The organism is Aeromonas sp. 1805 (assembly GCF_013085525.1).
Classification (GTDB): domain Bacteria; phylum Pseudomonadota; class Gammaproteobacteria; order Enterobacterales; family Aeromonadaceae; genus Aeromonas; species Aeromonas hydrophila.
Genome location: NZ_CP038515.1, coordinates 199,049 through 213,726, shown reverse-complemented (window position 1 = coordinate 213,726; position 14,678 = coordinate 199,049). Strand labels below are relative to the sequence as shown.

Below are 14,678 nucleotides of genomic sequence, written 5' to 3'. Positions count from 1 at the left end.
CGACAACGCCCCGCTTTGCGGGGCGTTTTGCTATGGGTGGCTCTGGCTGCGGGGCGGGTGCATCACCAGGCCCAGCAGCCGGCGCAGGTGGGTGAGCTGTTCGGTGAGCTGCAGGTTGAGCCACAGATAGCCGCTGATGGCGGCCTCGCCGCCGGCGTCGATGCGCACCCTACCGGCCGCCTCCTGCAGACGGCTGATGGCCAGCTCCGAGCCCTGCAGCTCGCCGCTTTTGAGCATCAGCGCCAGCTCGCTCATCAGCGCCTCGGTCGCCTGCTGGCAGGCGCGCAGCTCCGGGGTGCTCTGCATCAGAAAGTGGCTCTGGCGATCGCGCCAGTAGGTGTTGGCCAGCATCTCCAGAGTGCAGAGGGTGTTGCGCATGGTGGTTTGGATCGCTTCGAACAGGGCGCTGCCAAGGCGGGTCTCCTTGACGGCCGGGGTCAGCAGGGGGCGCAGACTCACCATCTTGGAGAGCAATCTGGCGTGGCTGTGGGCGAGGCGTGGCCGCTCCAGCACGTTGGGGGAGAGGTGGGTGTGGTAGAGCCGCTGAGCCTGCTGCAGGGTGTCGTGCATCTGCAGTCGCCAGTGGCTGTAGGCGCGCTGGGGATAGATGCTGCAAAACAGCAGCGCCAGCAGGGATCCCAGGATCACGTCGGCACTGCGCCACAGGGCGGTTTCGATGTCGCCGGGCATGGCCCCCATGGTGACGCCGAGGGTGATGCCGATGAGCAGCCCCACGTAGGGGCGCTTGCCGAGTGCCAGATAGCCGCACAGAAACATGATGCAGCCGCACCACAGCAGCATCAGCGGCAGGGAGTAGAGCTCGAGATAGAGCGCCACCACCCCGCAACTGGCGCCGAAGATGGTGCCGACCACCCGCTGCAGGGCGCGCGACAGCACATTGCCCCAGAACGAGATGGGGCCCATCACCACCACCAGGGTGATGAGGGGCCAGGTGCTTTCCGGCAGCTTGAGCTCGCGGGTCAGCAGAAAGGTGAGCATGAAGGCGAGCGCGATGCGCAGGCCGTGGACGATGCGGTAGTGGCCGTAGATCAACAGATCGAGCCGGGAGAGGGGGGCATTCAGGCGCAAGGGACAAGCCTCGGATTCATGGGGGCAGCCACCCCGCCACGCCCGGCGGGGTGGAGACCGGTATCAGGCCACTCGTCCCTGGAGTGGGTGGATCCAGACCCGCTCGCCGACCGCGATGGCCGGCTGGGCGGGGACGATTTCAATCAGACAGTTGGCATCGCTCATGGAGCTGAGGATGCCGGAGCCCTGCGGTCCTGTGGTGCGAACCCGCAGCACGCCGCTGGCGTCCTGATGGAAGATGCCGCGCAGGAACTCGGTGCGCCCGGGTCGGCTCTTCATCTGCTGTTCGGCCAGCGCCGACAGGCGCAGCGGCTGCCACACCCGGCCCTGCAGGCGGGCGATGGCGGGCTCGACGAATTGCAGGAAGCAGATCATGGCCGCCACCGGATTGCCGGGCAGGCCGAAGAAGGGGGTCTGCCCCAGCTTGCCGAAGGCGAGCGGGCGACCCGGCCGCATCTGGATGCGCCAGAAGGCGATCTGGCCAAGCTCGGCCAGCACCTGCTTGATGAAGTCGGCATTGCCGACCGACACCCCGCCCGAGCTCAGCACCAGGTCGGCATCAGCCGCGGCCTGTGCCAGCTGCTGGCGCAGGATGGCGGGATCATCGGGGATGATGCCAAGGTCCATCACCTCGCAGCCAGCCCCGGTGATGAGCGCCATCAGGGTGAAGCGGTTGCTGTCGAAGATGTGGCCGGGGGCGAGCGTCTCGCCCGGTGCCTGCACCTCGTCGCCGGTGCTGAACAGCGCCACCTTGAGCGGTGCGCGTACCGTCAGAGTTGCCTGCCCCAGAGAAGCCGCAAGCCCGAGCTGAGGGGCACCGAGGCGGGTGCCGGCTGGGATGGCGACCGCGCCCAGCGCCAGATCTTCGCCGGCCTGGCGCACGTTCTGCCCCGCCTTGACGGGGGCGCTGACGCTGACCCACTCACCCTCAATGTGAGTCTCTTCACGCATCACCACGGTATCGACGCCGGGGGGGAGCGGGGCGCCGGTCATGATCTGCACCGCCTGTCCGGCCAGTACCGGCTCGCTGCGCGGCTGGCCCGCCAGCACTTCTCCCACCAGCTGCCAGCGGCCGGCGGCGAGATCGTCGCTGCGCAGGCCAATGCCGTCCATCGCCGAGTTGGCGTGGGGCGGCACATTGATGGGGCTGACGAGATCCCCCGCCAGCACGGCGCCGTGGCAGCGGGCGAGTGGCAGGTCGATGCTGCGGGTAGAGGGGGTGAGAGCATCAAGAATGGCCTGGCGCGCCCCCTCGACCGACAGAAAGCCGTTGCCAGCCTCCTGCTCCCGCGTCTGACTCTCTTTGAGCCAGTGGCAGACGAAGTCGGCGATGGCCTCCAGATCATTGATGTCGAGCCGGGGCAGGGCGGTCTCTGTGGGCTGATCGCTGGCCACGGCGATGATGTCGCGATCAAGCGGGAACAGCAGTGGTTTGCCGATGGCGGCGCGGTGCAGCTCGATTTTCGGGAAGTGCTCGTGCTTGAACCCTTCCACCAGCAGCAGGTCGAGGCTGCGCTGATCGAAGCTGGCCAGCAGCTCGCGAAAATCGGCCTCACCCAGATCGGTCTCGATGATGCGGGCGTGACGGCGACGGGAGGCCACCATCATCTGGCTGGCACCGGCCTGGCGCAGGCGGTGGCTGTCTTTGCCCGGCTGGTCGATGTCAAAGTCGTGGTGGGCGTGCTTGAGCACCCCGAGGCGCAGGCCGCGGCTCACCAGCAGGGGGATGAGCTGCTCGAGCAGAGTGGTCTTGCCGGTGCCGCTCCAGGCGGCAAAGCCGAGCAGGGGCAGGGTGGGGGCCGGGGTCATGAGGTGGCTCCTTGTCCGGTCGCGGCGTCTGGCAGGCGCGCCTCGTAGGCGGCCAGCTCGTCCGGGCTGTTGAGATTGATGAAGGCATCCGGCTGGTCGGCAAAGCTCACCACCGCCATCTGGTGGCGGGCAAACCAGATATCGATTTTGCGCTCTCCCTCGGTCAGCGCGGCGGACAGGGAGGGGAGCAAGGATTTGTGCAGCAGGGCCACCACGGGTTGCAGCCAGTCGCCGTCATGGGCCACCACCAGTTCGGTCGCCGGAGTGAGGGCGGCGCGAAAGCGCGCCATCAGATCGCGGGGCAGGGCGGGGCCGTCGCAGGGCACGAACAGCACCCAGTCGTGGCGGGCGGCGGCAAGGCCGGCCTGCATGCCGGCCAGCGGGCCCAGATAGTCGGGGTTGTCGTCGCCGATGACCGGGGCCAGCGCCTGGTAGCGGGCCTGGCTGCGGTTGGCGTTGATCAGGATCTCGTCAACCTGGGGCCTCAGTCGTTCAAGCACGTGGTCGATGAGCGGGCGGCCCGCCAACTCGACCCAGCCCTTGTCGGCGCCCCCCATGCGGGTGGCGCGGCCGCCGGCCAGCACCACGGCGGAGACGGGAAAGCGGTCAGTACGAGGTTCGCTGTTTGAGGTCATGTCGCTCGATGATTTTCAAAGGAGTGGGTTCGTGCAGCCGGCCCCGGGCGAGGGTCCATTGCCGCTCGCACAGGTCGGTCAGATCGTTGCTCTGGTGGCTGATGATGACCAGGCCGCTGCCCTGTTCCCGCAGATCTTGCGCCATGGCGGCCATCAGGGCAACCGAATGTGCATCCAGATTGGCGGTGGGCTCGTCCATCAGCAAAAAGGCGGGCTGCAGTGCCCAGGCGCGGGCCATGGCCAGCCGCTGACGCTCGCCGCCAGACAAAATGCTGATGTGCTCGCGTGCCAGGCTCTCCAGTTCGACCCGGCGCAGCGCCTCGAACACCCGTACCTCGTCGGCGGCGCGATGGCCGAGGGCCCAGGCCACGTTGTCGTGTACGCTGCGATCAAACAGGTAGGGGGTCTGGTGCAGGTAGGTGACCCGGCCCGGCCCCGGATCGCGCTTGAGCCACTGGCCAAGCTTGCCGCGCCAGCCAGAGGGGAGGTTGGTGTGGCCCCGGGTCGGGGTGAGCAGGCCGGCCAGGATCTTGAGCAAGGTGGTCTTGCCCACCCCGTTCGCCCCGCGCAGCCAGATGGCGTCGCCGGCCGCGATGGAGAGCTGCTCAATCTGGAACAGGTCGCGCTCGCCAAAGCGCATCATCAGCTGGTGGGCGGTCAGGGCCATGGCGTACTCCGGTGGATGGACGGTGGGGGCATGGTCGGTTCTTCACATAACCGTGACCGCGATAGAGAGGGGGTCAGCAGCATTTGGTTATGGATAGTAGTGCGCTGCGCCATGGTCAGTTCTTCAGATAGCTGTGACCACGGCACGCGGTCAGCAACAGGTTGAGCAGCAGGGCCAGGGCCAGCAGCACTATGCCGAGCGCCACCCCCTGGGTGAAGGCCCCTTTCTGGGTCTCCAGCGCGATGGCGGTGGGGATGTTGCGGGTGAAGTGCAAAATGTTGCCCCCTACCATCATGGAGCAGCCCACCTCGGTGACGATGCGGCTGAAGGCGCCGATCACCGCCGCCAGCAGGCCGAAGCGGCACTCGCGCATCAGCCCGAGCAGCGCCCTGGGCCAGGAGAGCCCCAGGGTGCGGGCGGTCTCCCAGGCACGCCGGTCGCTTTGCACGAATGCGGCGTGGGCCATGGTGGCGATCACCGGAAAGGCGATCAGCATCTGCCCCACCACCATGGCCTGCTGGGTGAACAGCATCTTCCAGTCGCCGAAGGGGCCGGCTCGCGACAGCAGCATGTAGAGCAACAGGCCAATCACCACGGTCGGCACCGACTGCAGGGTATTGATGCAGGAGAGCCAGAGCCAGCGCGCCGGGATCGGCAGATAGGCCAGCGCGAAGCCGAGCAGCAGGGCCGGCAGCAGCACCAGCCCGAGTGCGAGGCCCGATACCGAGAAGGAGACCCCCACCACCTGCCACAGCTCGGCATCACCGCTGAACAGCAGTGCCAGCGCCGCCAGTGTGGTTTCGATCAGGGTCGGCACCGGGCGCCTCCGTCACTCAAGGTGGCGAGGGGCGCTAGGGACAGATCGAACAGGGTCGGCCTTGGCATCACTGCGGCTTGGCGTCGGCCACGAACAGCGGCTGGCCGGCCACCTTGAAGTCACCGATAAGCTGCTGGCCATGCTGGGAGACCAGCCAGTTCTTCAGGGTGCGGGCCCCTTCGGTGTTGAGATCCGGGTAGCGCTTGGGGTTGACCAGGATCACCTGGTAGGGGTTGAACAACCGCTTGTCCCCCTCCAGCAGCACGGCGAGATCCAGCTTGCTCTGGTAGGCGAGCCAGGTGCCGCGGTCGGTCAGGGTGTAGGCACCCAGCTCCGAAGCCATGGTCAGGGTCGGCCCCATGCCCTGGCCGATGGACTTGTAGCCGGCGAACTCAGGCTTGACGTCGGCCGCCTGCCACAGGGTCTTCTCCTTGATGTGGGTGCCGGACTCGTCCCCGCGGGAGATAAAGGTCTGCCCCTTGTCCTTGATGGCCTCCAGCGCCTTGGCGGCATCGTGCAGCTTGCCAAGACCGGCCGGATCTTTCGCCGGACCGACGATGACGAAGTCGTTGTACATCAGGTGCTCAGGCTCGATGCCAAAGCCCGCCTCGACGAAGGCCTTCTCGGCAGAGGGGGCGTGGGTCATCACCAGATCCGCGTCGCCGTTCTCGCCCATCTTCAGGCTCTGGCCGGTACCGGCCGCCATCACCTGCACCGGGTAGCCGGTCTCCTTGGTGAACTGGGGCAACAGCCAGCCCAGCAGGCCGGACTGCTCGGTGCTGGTGGTGGTGGCGAGGCGGATGGGCGCCTTGGTCTCGGCATGGCTGGCAGCGCTCCAGAGCGGCAGGCTGAGCAGCAGGGCGGAGGAGAGGGCAAGGGCGAGGCGTTTGCGCACTGTGGCTGTGATCATGATGTCAGGGTACCCGGTGATGGAGAGAGGCCAGGACTAAGCAAGCAGGGTGCCAAGCTGACCGCGTGCCTTGTTCGGCCCGGTTTTTAATGTGAAAACAGTCGGTTAAGCGCACTAATTGCGTGATGGCACCGTCGCTTTTAATAAACGGAGTTGGCACTTGGGGCCGGTTAGCGACAAAATGTCCCACAGTTTATAAGGTCGGTGGGACAATCCCGGAACCTTGTCGAATCTGAGGTACTTTTTTCATGACTGCACCCGCCAGCCGCTGGTCCGCCCTCTCCTTGCTCATCGTCGACGACGAACCCGGCATGCGCAGCTTCCTCGCCAAGGCGCTGGTCCGCCGCTTCGCCCAGATAGAGACGGCCGCCAGCGTGGAGGAGGCCGAAGCCCTGCGCTGCCGCCTGCATTTTGATCTCATCATCGCCGACATCCGCCTGCCGGGGCGCTCCGGCATCGAGTGGCACGAGGCCATCGACCCCGCCACCCGGCGCAGCGACATCATCTTCATGACCGGCTTTGGCGACATGGAGACCGCCCTCAAGGCGCTGCGGCTCGGTGCCAGCGACTTCATTCTCAAACCCTTCAACCTGGATCAGATGGTGCAGGCGGTGGACCGGGTCATCGAGCGCCGCCAGATGGAGCGGGAGAACCTGCTGCTGCGCCGGGAGGTGAGCAAGCTGTTCCCGCCTACCCTGATCGGCGACAGCGCCAAGACCCGTGAGCTCAAGACGCTGATCGCCCGGGTCGCCCCCTCCAACGCCGCCGTGCTGGTGGAGGGGGAGTCCGGCACCGGCAAGGAGCTGGTGGCCCGCGCCCTGCACCAGCTCTCCGGCCGGATGGGGGCCTTCGTGCCGCTCAACTGCGCCTCCATCGCCCCCGAGCTGCTTGAAAGCGAGCTGTTCGGCCACGTGCAGGGGGCCTTTACCGGCGCCCGCAAGGGGCGCGACGGCCTGTTCCGGGTCGCCCATCAGGGCACCCTCTTTCTGGACGAGATCGGCGAGATGCCGCTTGCCATGCAGGCTTCCCTGCTGCGGGCGCTGGAGCAGAAGGCCATCCGCCCGGTCGGCGCCGAGCGGGAGCTTTCGGTGGACGTGCGCATCGTCGCCGCCACCAACCGCAACCTGAAGGCGGAGGTGGAGGCGGGCCGTTTTCGGGAAGACCTCTTCTATCGCCTCAATGTGGTGGCGCTGCCGGTGGCCCCCCTGCGCGAGCGGATCGACGACATCCCCGCCCTGGTGCACCACTTCACCCGCCAGCTCACCGCCGAGATGGGCATGGGCGCCCTGCACTGGACCCACGAGGACGTGGTGGCCATGCAGGCCTACCCCTGGCCCGGCAACGTGCGCGAGCTGCGCAACCTGATCGAGCGCTGCCTGCTGCTGGGCAAGCCCCCCGCCGAATACTGGCAGAGCGCCAAGCCGGCCGAGTCGGCGCGGGGCGAGGAGGGCTATCCGCTGGAGTGGGCGCTGGCCGAGGTGGAGAAGGCGCACATCCTGCAGGTGGTGGCGAGCCATGATGGCAACAAGTCGGCCGCCTCCCGGGTGCTCGGGGTGGCGCGCAAGACCCTGGAGCGCAAGTTCAAGGAGTGGGCCATCGAATGAGCCGGCTCGCCCCTTGCCGCCGGAGTGAGTCATGAGGCTGGCGCAGATCCCGGGGTTGCTCAGAACCAAGGTGCGCTGGCGTCTGCTGCTGCTCACCTCGGTGCCCATCATGCTGACCCTGGCCGGCATGATAGGACTGACCCTCTACTGGACCCTCACCTACAGCTGGCAGAACCTGCTCACCACGGTGCGCAGCGACCTGGGCGTGGCCCACCATGCGGTGAGCGTGCAGCAGCTGCGCCAGGCCGAGCACCTCGAACACCTGCGCGATGCCTGGGCCTTCCAGCTGCAACTGCGCGAATCCCCCGCCCGTTTGCGCCAATGGGTGATGCCGCTGGCCGCCAACTACGGCCTCGATTTTTTGCGCCTGCGCAGCGGCAGCGAGCTGGATCTGTTGCCAGCGCAGGATCGCGCGGCCCTTGGCGCCGGGCGCAGCGTCAGCCACTTCGTGGTCTGGTCGCGGGAGCAACTGCTGGCGCTCTCGCCGGCACTGGCCAGCCGCGCCGTGCTGGAGCGGGAATATGATCCGGTGGCGGGGCAGGAGACCCGCGGTCTGGTCAGCCTCTCGCTGACCCCGGTGATGGGGCGGGACGGCAGCCTCTGGGGCGTGTTGGAGGGAGGCGAGCTCATCAACGGCAGCACCCGGTTGGTGGACGAGCTCAAGGGCCAGGTGTTTGCCAAGAACACCCTGCCGGCCGGCAGCATCGGCACCGTCACCCTGTTTCTCGGCGATCTGCGGGTGAGCACCAACGTGCCCGCCAGCAGCAGTCGCCAGCTGGGGCGGGCGGTGGGCACCCGGGTGTCGGCGCCGGTGCGCGAGCAGGTGCTGGGACGCGGTGAGCCCTGGATTGATCGCGCCTTCGTGCACGACGCCTGGTATGTGTCGGGCTACGAGCCGCTCTTGGGCGCCAATGGCGAGCGCATCGGCATGCTCTACGTCGGTTTTCTCGAGTGGCCCATCATCCGCACCTACCTCACCAACCTGCTGGAGCTGGGCTCCGGCGTGGTGGTGTTGCTGCTGCTCTCCGGCTTGCTGGTCTATCGCGGCGCGCGGGACTTGTTCACCCCCATCGAGCGGATGCACAAGGTGGTGCGCCAGGTGCAGGCGGGTCAGCCGGCCCGCATCGGCGTGCTGGCCCTCGACCCCGATCACGAGCTGGCCCAGCTCGGTCGCCAGTTCGACGCCATGCTGGACCAGCAGGCGGCGCACCAGCAGCAGCTGGCCCGCAGCGCCGACGAGCTGGAGCAGAAGGTGGCCGAGCGTACCCGGAGCCTTGAGCAGAAGACCGCCGAGCTCGAGCACCACATCCACATGTTGACCCAGGCCCGCCAGCAGCTGCTGATCAGCGAGAAGCTGGCGGCCCTCGGCGAGCTCTGCGCCGGGGTGGCCCACGAGATCAACAACCCGCTGGCGGTGATCCTCGGCAACGTGGAGCTGATGAAGCTGGAGCTGGGGGAGGCGGCCGCACCGGTGAGCGAGGAGCTGGCGCTGGTGCTGGCCCAGATCGAGCGCATTCGCGCCATCACCCGCAGCCTGCTCCAATACTCCCGCCCCGGCGACTACGAGACGGCGCCGGTGTGGCAGCACCTCACCCCCATCATCGAGGAGAGCCTGACCCTGGTGCGCTCCGCCCTGCGCCAGCAGCAGGTGAACCTGGTGGCCGATCTCAGGGCTCAGCAGCCCATCGAGGCGGATCGCCAGCAGCTGCTGCAGGTGCTGATCAACTTGCTGGTCAACGCCAGCCATGCGTTGGGGGAGCAGGGGGAGATCCGGGTCGAGAGCCGCGACTGGCTGGATGACGCCGGGGCCCTGCAGGGGGCCGAGGTGCGGGTCATCGATAACGGCAGCGGCATCGAGGCGGCCATCATCGACAAGATCTTCGACCCCTTCTTCACCACCCGCGCCACCGGCACCGGGCTGGGGCTGGCCCTGAGCCACCGCATCATCAGCCGCTGGGGCGGGGAGCTGCTGGTGGATTCCACCCCGGGGCAGGGCAGCTGCTTTACCATCCGCCTGCGCAGCCACGCCCGGCTGGTCAGCGGCGGCGAGCGCGCCCGGCTGGAGGGGTGGCGCATCGCCCTCAACGCCGAGGGGCGTGATGCCGGTGGCGACCACCCGTCTTAACCACGCCAGCCACAAAAAAGCCCGTCGAACTTGAAGGGCGCGCATTGCCCTCAATGGGGAGGGGGTGGCTGTCGCAATTCAGAGTGAGGCACAAAAAAGCCCGCCGAACTTGCAGGGCGCGTATTGCCCTCAATGGGGAGGGGGGGACTGCCGCAATTCAGAATGAGGCACAAAAAAGCCCGCAACACTCTTGGCGGGCTTTTTACGGGTGAGTGAGGGGATACTTACTGCGGGCTCCACACCAGCTTGCCGCTCTGGGTCAGGTCATAGCCGCCGAGGCGGGCCGCCAGCTCGCGCCCCTCGGGGGATTGCAGCCAGCCGATCAGCTGCTGCAGCAGGGTGCGAAAGAAGACCCCCTGCGGCATCACCAGATCGAAGCACTCCTGGGAGAGCGGCATGAAATCGAGGCCGAACTCGGTGGCGGTGCTCTGGGCGCCGGGCCCGACATCGGCATCGCCGCGGCTGATGGCGGCGGCCAGCTCCCGCTCGCTGTTGACCTCGATAGTGCGCTCCAGCCGGGTCAGCGACTCCCCCTGGGTTTGCAGCCACTCCTGCAGGGCGCGCTGGCTGCCGGCCCCCTCCTGGCGCATGGCCCAGCGCCAGTCGAGCGCCTGTCTCGCCTCTTTCGGTTGCAAGCCCCGGCGCAGCACCAGCCCCTGCACCCGCCGAAATCCATGAACGATCACCCATTGCCGGTGGCCCTGATATTGCTGCACCAGCGCCGGATGGCGCAGGTGGGCCTCCTCGGCCTGGCCCCAGTGGATGGCGCACAAATCCACATGGCCGCGCGCCAGCATCGCCAGCCCCTGCCTTGTGCCGCACGGGGTGTAGCCCACCAGAGCCTGGGTGCCGAGCTGCTGGGCTAGCCGGCTGCTGGCGTAGTGGAGCAGCACGTCGTCTGAGCCCGCCAGCAGCAGTCGGTCGTTCATCACCCCCTCGTGGCAACTGCCGAGCAGCCAGCGATCGAGCAGGGAGCGGGGAAACAGCCACTTGCCGGTCGCCTTGGTGGCGGGGATACGCGCCTCGTTGGCGAGCTGGTAGACCTTCTTCTCGTTGAGATCGAGGTATTCGGCCACCTGCTTCACGTTCATAAACTCGTTCATGGCTTGCGTTTGGCCCTCTGGCTGGTCTGATCGAGATACAGCGCGATCTGTTCGGCACTCATCAACTCGTTCATGGCTTAATCCCGCATCCCGCGACTGGCTGAACCGGGCGCCAGTACCGGCGGCTTCTCGTCCAGCACGAGATGGTCGTGGCCGCTGAATACCTCGAAGTGGCGCCCCTTGGCGCGGGCAATCATGGTGATGCCGAGCTGACGAGCCAGATCCAGCCCCATCTGGGTGACGCCGGAGCGCGACAGCAGCACCGGAATGCCCATCTGCGCCACCTTGATCACCATCTCCGAGGTGAGCCGCCCGGTGGTGTAGAAGATCTTGTCGTGGCCAGCCTCGCCACTCATCCACAGCTCCCCCGCCAGGGTATCCACCGCATTGTGGCGCCCCACATCCTCGACAAAGGAGAGGATTTCCGCGCCGCGACAGATGGCGCAGCCATGGACTGCGCCCGCCATCTTGTAGGTTTCGTTATGGGCCGACAGCGCCTTGAGCAGGGCATAGAGGGTGCTCTGTTTAAGCTCGGGCGCCGCCAAGACCACCCCTTCAAGCTTCTTCATCACGCTGCCATACATGGTGCCCTGACCGCAGCCGGAGGTGACGGTCTTCTTCTCCAGTGATTTGTCGAGATCGGCGGCCTGCTGGCTGCTCACCACGGCGGCGGCCTCGCTCTCCCAGTCGACGATCACCGATTCTATGGCCCCGATATTCTCGATAAAGCCCTGATTCTTGAGATAGCCCAGCACCAGCGCCTCGGGGCGGGCCCCCAGCGTCATCAGGGTTACGATCTCCTTCCAGTTGAGGTAGACCGTCAGTGGCCGCTCACAGGCAATTTGGCGGGTTTGCAGCGTGCCCTGCTCATCCATCACCTCGACGGCCATGGTGAGCTGGGCGGCTGCATTGCTTTTGATAAAGGTCGGTGTCATGGGCCCCTCGCGACCGGTTGCCGGGATCTAAGGGGAGGGACACAGCAAGTTTTGTTCCAGATAAATGTGAGAAGACTAAGTATCAGAGTGATAGTTCGCAGCCAGCATTATTTGGAAGTTCAGACGTTATGCGCGATGTCATTTTGATAAGGAAGTAAGTAATCATGCTTTTCTTTGAAAACTCATATGGTTAGAATTGGGAGGAATTAGGTTAAGATACAAAATTTAATGCCGATTAATAGGCAGCTAATGAAGGAAATAAGAATATGGATAATCTTTGGGGTGATGTATTAGCAACAGTGATCGGTGGTTGCATTCTAACATTTCTATTCTTCTTGATTAGGGAAAAATGTTTCCCTCTTCCGAATATAAGTGGCATGTGGCACTTAAAGAATATTACAGTAGATAGTGCTTATAACCCATACAAAGGAATGACTCTTGGCTATACTGCTATTCTTTGGTGCGAAGGAAATAGAGTTTCAGGCACTACAGAGAAAGTTTATGAGGATTCTGTCAATGGAGAAAGACCATTTATTGGTAAAAACAGATGTCGCGGTGTTGTTGATGGGTATATCCATAAAAACTATTTTTCAAAAGACATGGTAGTATTACATGTTGTAGAGGATGGTTTTGGGCGGGAGTCTACTTATTCGTACAAGCTCAAAATTCAAAATAAAACAGATACGCTGGAAGGTATATTTTCTACAATGGTTGCTGATCAGAATGGTTATACAACTTGGAGCCGGGAGAAAATTTGAGGTACATATATATAATATTATCTTCACCTTATTTATTAGCCTATTATTTTGTGTTCGCGTTTAGCCCCTATTTCCGTTTGCTACAGAGTAAAGTAGTCAATTCAATAGGTGAGCTTTGGTGTGACTTTCCATCAGATTATAAGTATTACTTGCAGATAGCAGAAGATCATAGGGGAGATTATCATTACGGGATAGACCAGATATCTTTCTGCAGAATAATTTATCAGTATATTTTTAGGGGAATAAAGCAAGGGGGGAGCACCATTGAACAGCAATTAGTGAGGACTATTACTGGCCATTATGAGCCTACATTGAAGAGAAAGTTAATGGAACAACTGTTAGCTATATCTATCGCTAGAAAATTCAATAAAGATCAGATTGTTTCTGCATATGTACAAGTTGCATATCTGGGGACAAAAATTTCTGGTGTTTTTGAATTAGCCAAATGTCTTGGGTTAGATGTTTTCCGAGATAGTACAATACTCTCAATTGAGCTATCCATACGATTAAAATACCCTGAGCCATCTAAATATAGTCTTATATGGCATGCAAAATATCAACGCAGAAAAAATCATATTATTAACCTGGCAAGTAAAAAGCTACCAAAGCATATAAGGGAAAATGTAAATGCTAGACAGATATAGCCCTTTTTAATGTTCCCTATATTTAGGAGCTTTTTATTTGAAAAGGTGGTTATTGGATAATTTGGTGTTATCCGATGACTGCTATCCCCCTTGAGTAGGCGCAGGTGAACTGGTTTTACTCCACATACCGGGCTTCGCTGCGCTCTGCGCCAACCCATGTCCCGCACAACGCGCCAACCTGCATTAAAGCCCCCATCGGCTACCAAACCTGCCTTGGCCCCACTCTTGCTAAGTCTTATCCCATTGATGGCCGTGGCCGCCCTGAATCTCCTGCTCTGATCCGACCCGAACGGGGTGGTTCACGGGGGAGGGCGGCCCGGCAGAGACCTTCTGATGGGAGCCGCGACAAGTGCAAGACACAACCAATACTCTCTCCCCGCAGCGCTGGCTGCAGCTGGAGTTAAAGGCCATCGACAGCCAGGTTGGCCGCTGGCAGAGCCGCCGTTTCGAAATTGCGGCGCTCCACCCCGCCGAGCCCGAGGCTGCCGGTGCCTTGCCCCTTACCCTGTTTCGCGATGAGCGGGGGGATTATCGCTTCAATTTGAGCTCCGGCTCGCCCCGCCTCTTTGTCACCGGAAGCCGCGTGGATAATGGCTTTGTGGCCGATGGCCTGACCCTGAGCCAGACCGTGGCCGCCGCCTATATGGATGGCGAGCGGCAGGTGCTCTCCTGCCCGCTGCCCGAAGCGCTGCAAGCCTGGGTGGAGGCCTTTATCGGCCGCCACGGCGAGCTGCTGGAGGCCCGTCGCAAGGGCAAGAAGGGCAAGGGGCGGGCACAGGATCAGCTGGGAGTCGATAGCCAGGATCAAGCCAACTGCGGCGCCGTCAAGGCCACCGGCCCCGATGGTCGCGAGCGTGGCAGCGATGCCGGAGCCAGTGCCGTAAACAAGGCCGGAAACAGCGCCCATGAGTGAGTTCCTCAAGCGCTGGTCGTCTCGCAAGAGTGAGGCGCGCAAGCATCAGGCATTGCAGCCACGAGAAGAGGCCCCCCCCGAGGCGGTTTCCGCCCCAATCAAAGGCAGTGATGAAGGTGGCATTCCAGATACTGCGCTGGATGGCTGCGTAGTCAGCACTGACAAGGGGAGAGATGTTCCTCTCCACCTCGAAGGGGACAAGCCGCGCGGATCAGAACCCCAAATGGCCTCCTCAGAGAAGCCAGCGCTCGCCGACAAGGAGACGCTGCGCGCCATGTTTCGCAGCCATAAGCCGGATGGGCTCGACGACTACACCCAAGATTTCAGCCAGCCCGAATTGCTGCCCGCGGCCCTGAGCGCCGGGCTGCGCAACTGGCTGGTGGAGCAGGTGAGCACGCCCGATGGCGAAGTGCCTCACTCAACCGCTGCCGCACCCGAACCGGCGACAGTGGCCGCCACGGCCATAACCAGCGAGCCGCAAGGGTTGGCTGATAACCATTCTCAAACCCCCACCGACGATCGGGACATTTTGGTTGGCCATGATGGACAAAATGTCCCAATCAAGGGTGGGGGAATGGAGCATTTGGGATCCTAACTCCCTGCCAGTCACTTTTTTCCTGGGGGAGTTGGCTCGGCTCTTGCTATCCCAGCTGACCAACAAGCACGCCA

At 63.5% G+C, this 14,678-nt stretch carries 14 protein-coding genes; 6 read left to right on the top strand and 8 right to left on the bottom strand.

The window, feature by feature from the left end; translation table 11 throughout:
• Nucleotides 1–30: 30 nt before the first annotated feature.
• The 6 genes from E5E96_RS00900 to E5E96_RS00875 all read right to left on the bottom strand — a co-directional run bounded on the left by E5E96_RS00900 (nt 31) and on the right by E5E96_RS00875 (nt 5,927).
• Nucleotides 31–1,089 (bottom strand): FUSC family protein, encoded by a 1,059-nt coding sequence (locus E5E96_RS00900; protein WP_017409127.1) that lies wholly within the window; start codon nt 1,087–1,089, stop codon nt 31–33.
• Nucleotides 1,090–1,152: 63 nt separating this feature from the next.
• Nucleotides 1,153–2,898, bottom strand: a complete 1,746-nt coding sequence (locus tag E5E96_RS00895; protein WP_171281362.1) for a bifunctional molybdopterin-guanine dinucleotide biosynthesis adaptor protein MobB/molybdopterin molybdotransferase MoeA — start codon at nt 2,896–2,898, stop codon at nt 1,153–1,155.
• Nucleotides 2,895–3,533 carry a molybdenum cofactor guanylyltransferase MobA gene (gene mobA, locus E5E96_RS00890; protein ID WP_171281361.1) on the bottom strand — a complete coding sequence of 213 codons (639 nt, stop codon included), beginning with the start codon at nt 3,531–3,533 and terminating at the stop codon, nt 2,895–2,897. The genes E5E96_RS00895 and mobA overlap by 4 nt, the downstream gene beginning before the upstream one ends.
• A complete protein-coding gene (locus tag E5E96_RS00885) occupies nt 3,505–4,200 on the bottom strand; it encodes an energy-coupling factor ABC transporter ATP-binding protein (RefSeq protein WP_005303221.1) in 696 nt (231 codons plus the stop codon). The genes mobA and E5E96_RS00885 overlap by 29 nt, the downstream gene beginning before the upstream one ends.
• A 115-nt stretch (nt 4,201–4,315) precedes the next feature.
• Complete coding sequence (locus tag E5E96_RS00880) at nt 4,316–5,017, bottom strand: ABC transporter permease (RefSeq protein WP_016351543.1); 702 nt, start codon at nt 5,015–5,017, stop codon at nt 4,316–4,318.
• Nucleotides 5,018–5,084: 67 nt separating this feature from the next.
• Nucleotides 5,085–5,927, bottom strand: a complete 843-nt coding sequence (locus E5E96_RS00875) for a substrate-binding domain-containing protein (RefSeq protein WP_171281360.1) — start codon at nt 5,925–5,927, stop codon at nt 5,085–5,087.
• 248 nt (nt 5,928–6,175) lie between these two features.
• On the opposite strand from E5E96_RS00875, the gene E5E96_RS00870 reads away from it, so the two are divergent.
• Both E5E96_RS00870 and E5E96_RS00865 read left to right on the top strand, forming a co-directional pair.
• Nucleotides 6,176–7,531 carry a sigma-54 dependent transcriptional regulator gene (locus tag E5E96_RS00870; protein WP_171281359.1) on the top strand — a complete coding sequence of 452 codons (1,356 nt, stop codon included), beginning with the start codon at nt 6,176–6,178 and terminating at the stop codon, nt 7,529–7,531.
• Nucleotides 7,532–7,562: 31 nt separating this feature from the next.
• The gene (locus E5E96_RS00865) at nt 7,563–9,656 is read left to right on the top strand and encodes a cache domain-containing protein (protein WP_171281358.1); all 2,094 of its coding nucleotides are present in this window, start codon (nt 7,563–7,565) and stop codon (nt 9,654–9,656) included.
• 224 nt (nt 9,657–9,880) lie between these two features.
• Here the strand turns inward: E5E96_RS00865 and E5E96_RS00860 are convergent, their stop codons facing one another.
• A complete protein-coding gene (locus E5E96_RS00860; protein ID WP_024944156.1) occupies nt 9,881–10,747 on the bottom strand; it encodes a helix-turn-helix transcriptional regulator in 867 nt (288 codons plus the stop codon).
• Nucleotides 10,748–10,836: 89 nt separating this feature from the next.
• On the bottom strand, nt 10,837–11,694 hold the full coding sequence (locus E5E96_RS00855) for a formate dehydrogenase accessory sulfurtransferase FdhD (RefSeq protein WP_171281357.1): 858 nt from the start codon (nt 11,692–11,694) through the stop codon (nt 10,837–10,839).
• A 266-nt stretch (nt 11,695–11,960) separates the two neighbouring features.
• Here E5E96_RS00855 and E5E96_RS00850 point away from each other — a divergent pair, with 266 nt between their 5' ends.
• The 4 genes from E5E96_RS00850 (at nt 11,961) to E5E96_RS00835 (ending at nt 14,604) form a co-directional block, all read left to right on the top strand.
• Nucleotides 11,961–12,452: a hypothetical protein gene (locus E5E96_RS00850; protein ID WP_081013111.1), complete on the top strand. Its 492-nt coding sequence runs from the start codon at nt 11,961–11,963 to the stop codon at nt 12,450–12,452.
• A gap of 50 nt (nt 12,453–12,502) precedes the next feature.
• On the top strand, nt 12,503–13,096 hold the full coding sequence (locus E5E96_RS00845; RefSeq protein WP_253264723.1) for a transglycosylase domain-containing protein: 594 nt from the start codon (nt 12,503–12,505) through the stop codon (nt 13,094–13,096).
• Between the two features lie 349 nt (nt 13,097–13,445).
• Nucleotides 13,446–14,009, top strand: coding sequence for a DUF3305 domain-containing protein (locus E5E96_RS00840; RefSeq protein ID WP_171281355.1), 564 nt, complete (start codon nt 13,446–13,448; stop codon nt 14,007–14,009).
• Nucleotides 14,002–14,604 carry a DUF3306 domain-containing protein gene (locus E5E96_RS00835; protein ID WP_171281354.1) on the top strand — a complete coding sequence of 201 codons (603 nt, stop codon included), beginning with the start codon at nt 14,002–14,004 and terminating at the stop codon, nt 14,602–14,604. Before E5E96_RS00840 ends, E5E96_RS00835 begins: the two co-directional genes overlap by 8 nt.
• The last annotated feature ends 74 nt before the right edge of the window (nt 14,605–14,678 follow it).

Bases quoted from the DNA above. Each gene is read 5' to 3' on its own strand.
- E5E96_RS00885 (WP_005303221.1), bottom strand. From the start codon at position 4,200: ATGGCCCTGACCGCCCACCAGCTGATGATGCGCTTTGGCGAGCGCGAC.
- E5E96_RS00865 (WP_171281358.1), top strand. From the start codon at position 7,563: ATGAGGCTGGCGCAGATCCCGGGGTTGCTCAGAACCAAGGTGCGCTGG.
- E5E96_RS00895 (WP_171281362.1), bottom strand. From the start codon at position 2,898: ATGACCCCGGCCCCCACCCTGCCCCTGCTCGGCTTTGCCGCCTGGAGC.
- E5E96_RS00855 (WP_171281357.1), bottom strand. From the start codon at position 11,694: ATGACACCGACCTTTATCAAAAGCAATGCAGCCGCCCAGCTCACCATG.
- E5E96_RS00835 (WP_171281354.1), top strand. From the start codon at position 14,002: ATGAGTGAGTTCCTCAAGCGCTGGTCGTCTCGCAAGAGTGAGGCGCGC.
- E5E96_RS00875 (WP_171281360.1), bottom strand. From the start codon at position 5,927: ATGATCACAGCCACAGTGCGCAAACGCCTCGCCCTTGCCCTCTCCTCC.
- E5E96_RS00860 (WP_024944156.1), bottom strand. From the start codon at position 10,747: ATGAACGTGAAGCAGGTGGCCGAATACCTCGATCTCAACGAGAAGAAG.
- E5E96_RS00870 (WP_171281359.1), top strand. From the start codon at position 6,176: ATGACTGCACCCGCCAGCCGCTGGTCCGCCCTCTCCTTGCTCATCGTC.
- mobA (WP_171281361.1), bottom strand. From the start codon at position 3,533: ATGACCTCAAACAGCGAACCTCGTACTGACCGCTTTCCCGTCTCCGCC.
- E5E96_RS00850 (WP_081013111.1), top strand. From the start codon at position 11,961: ATGGATAATCTTTGGGGTGATGTATTAGCAACAGTGATCGGTGGTTGC.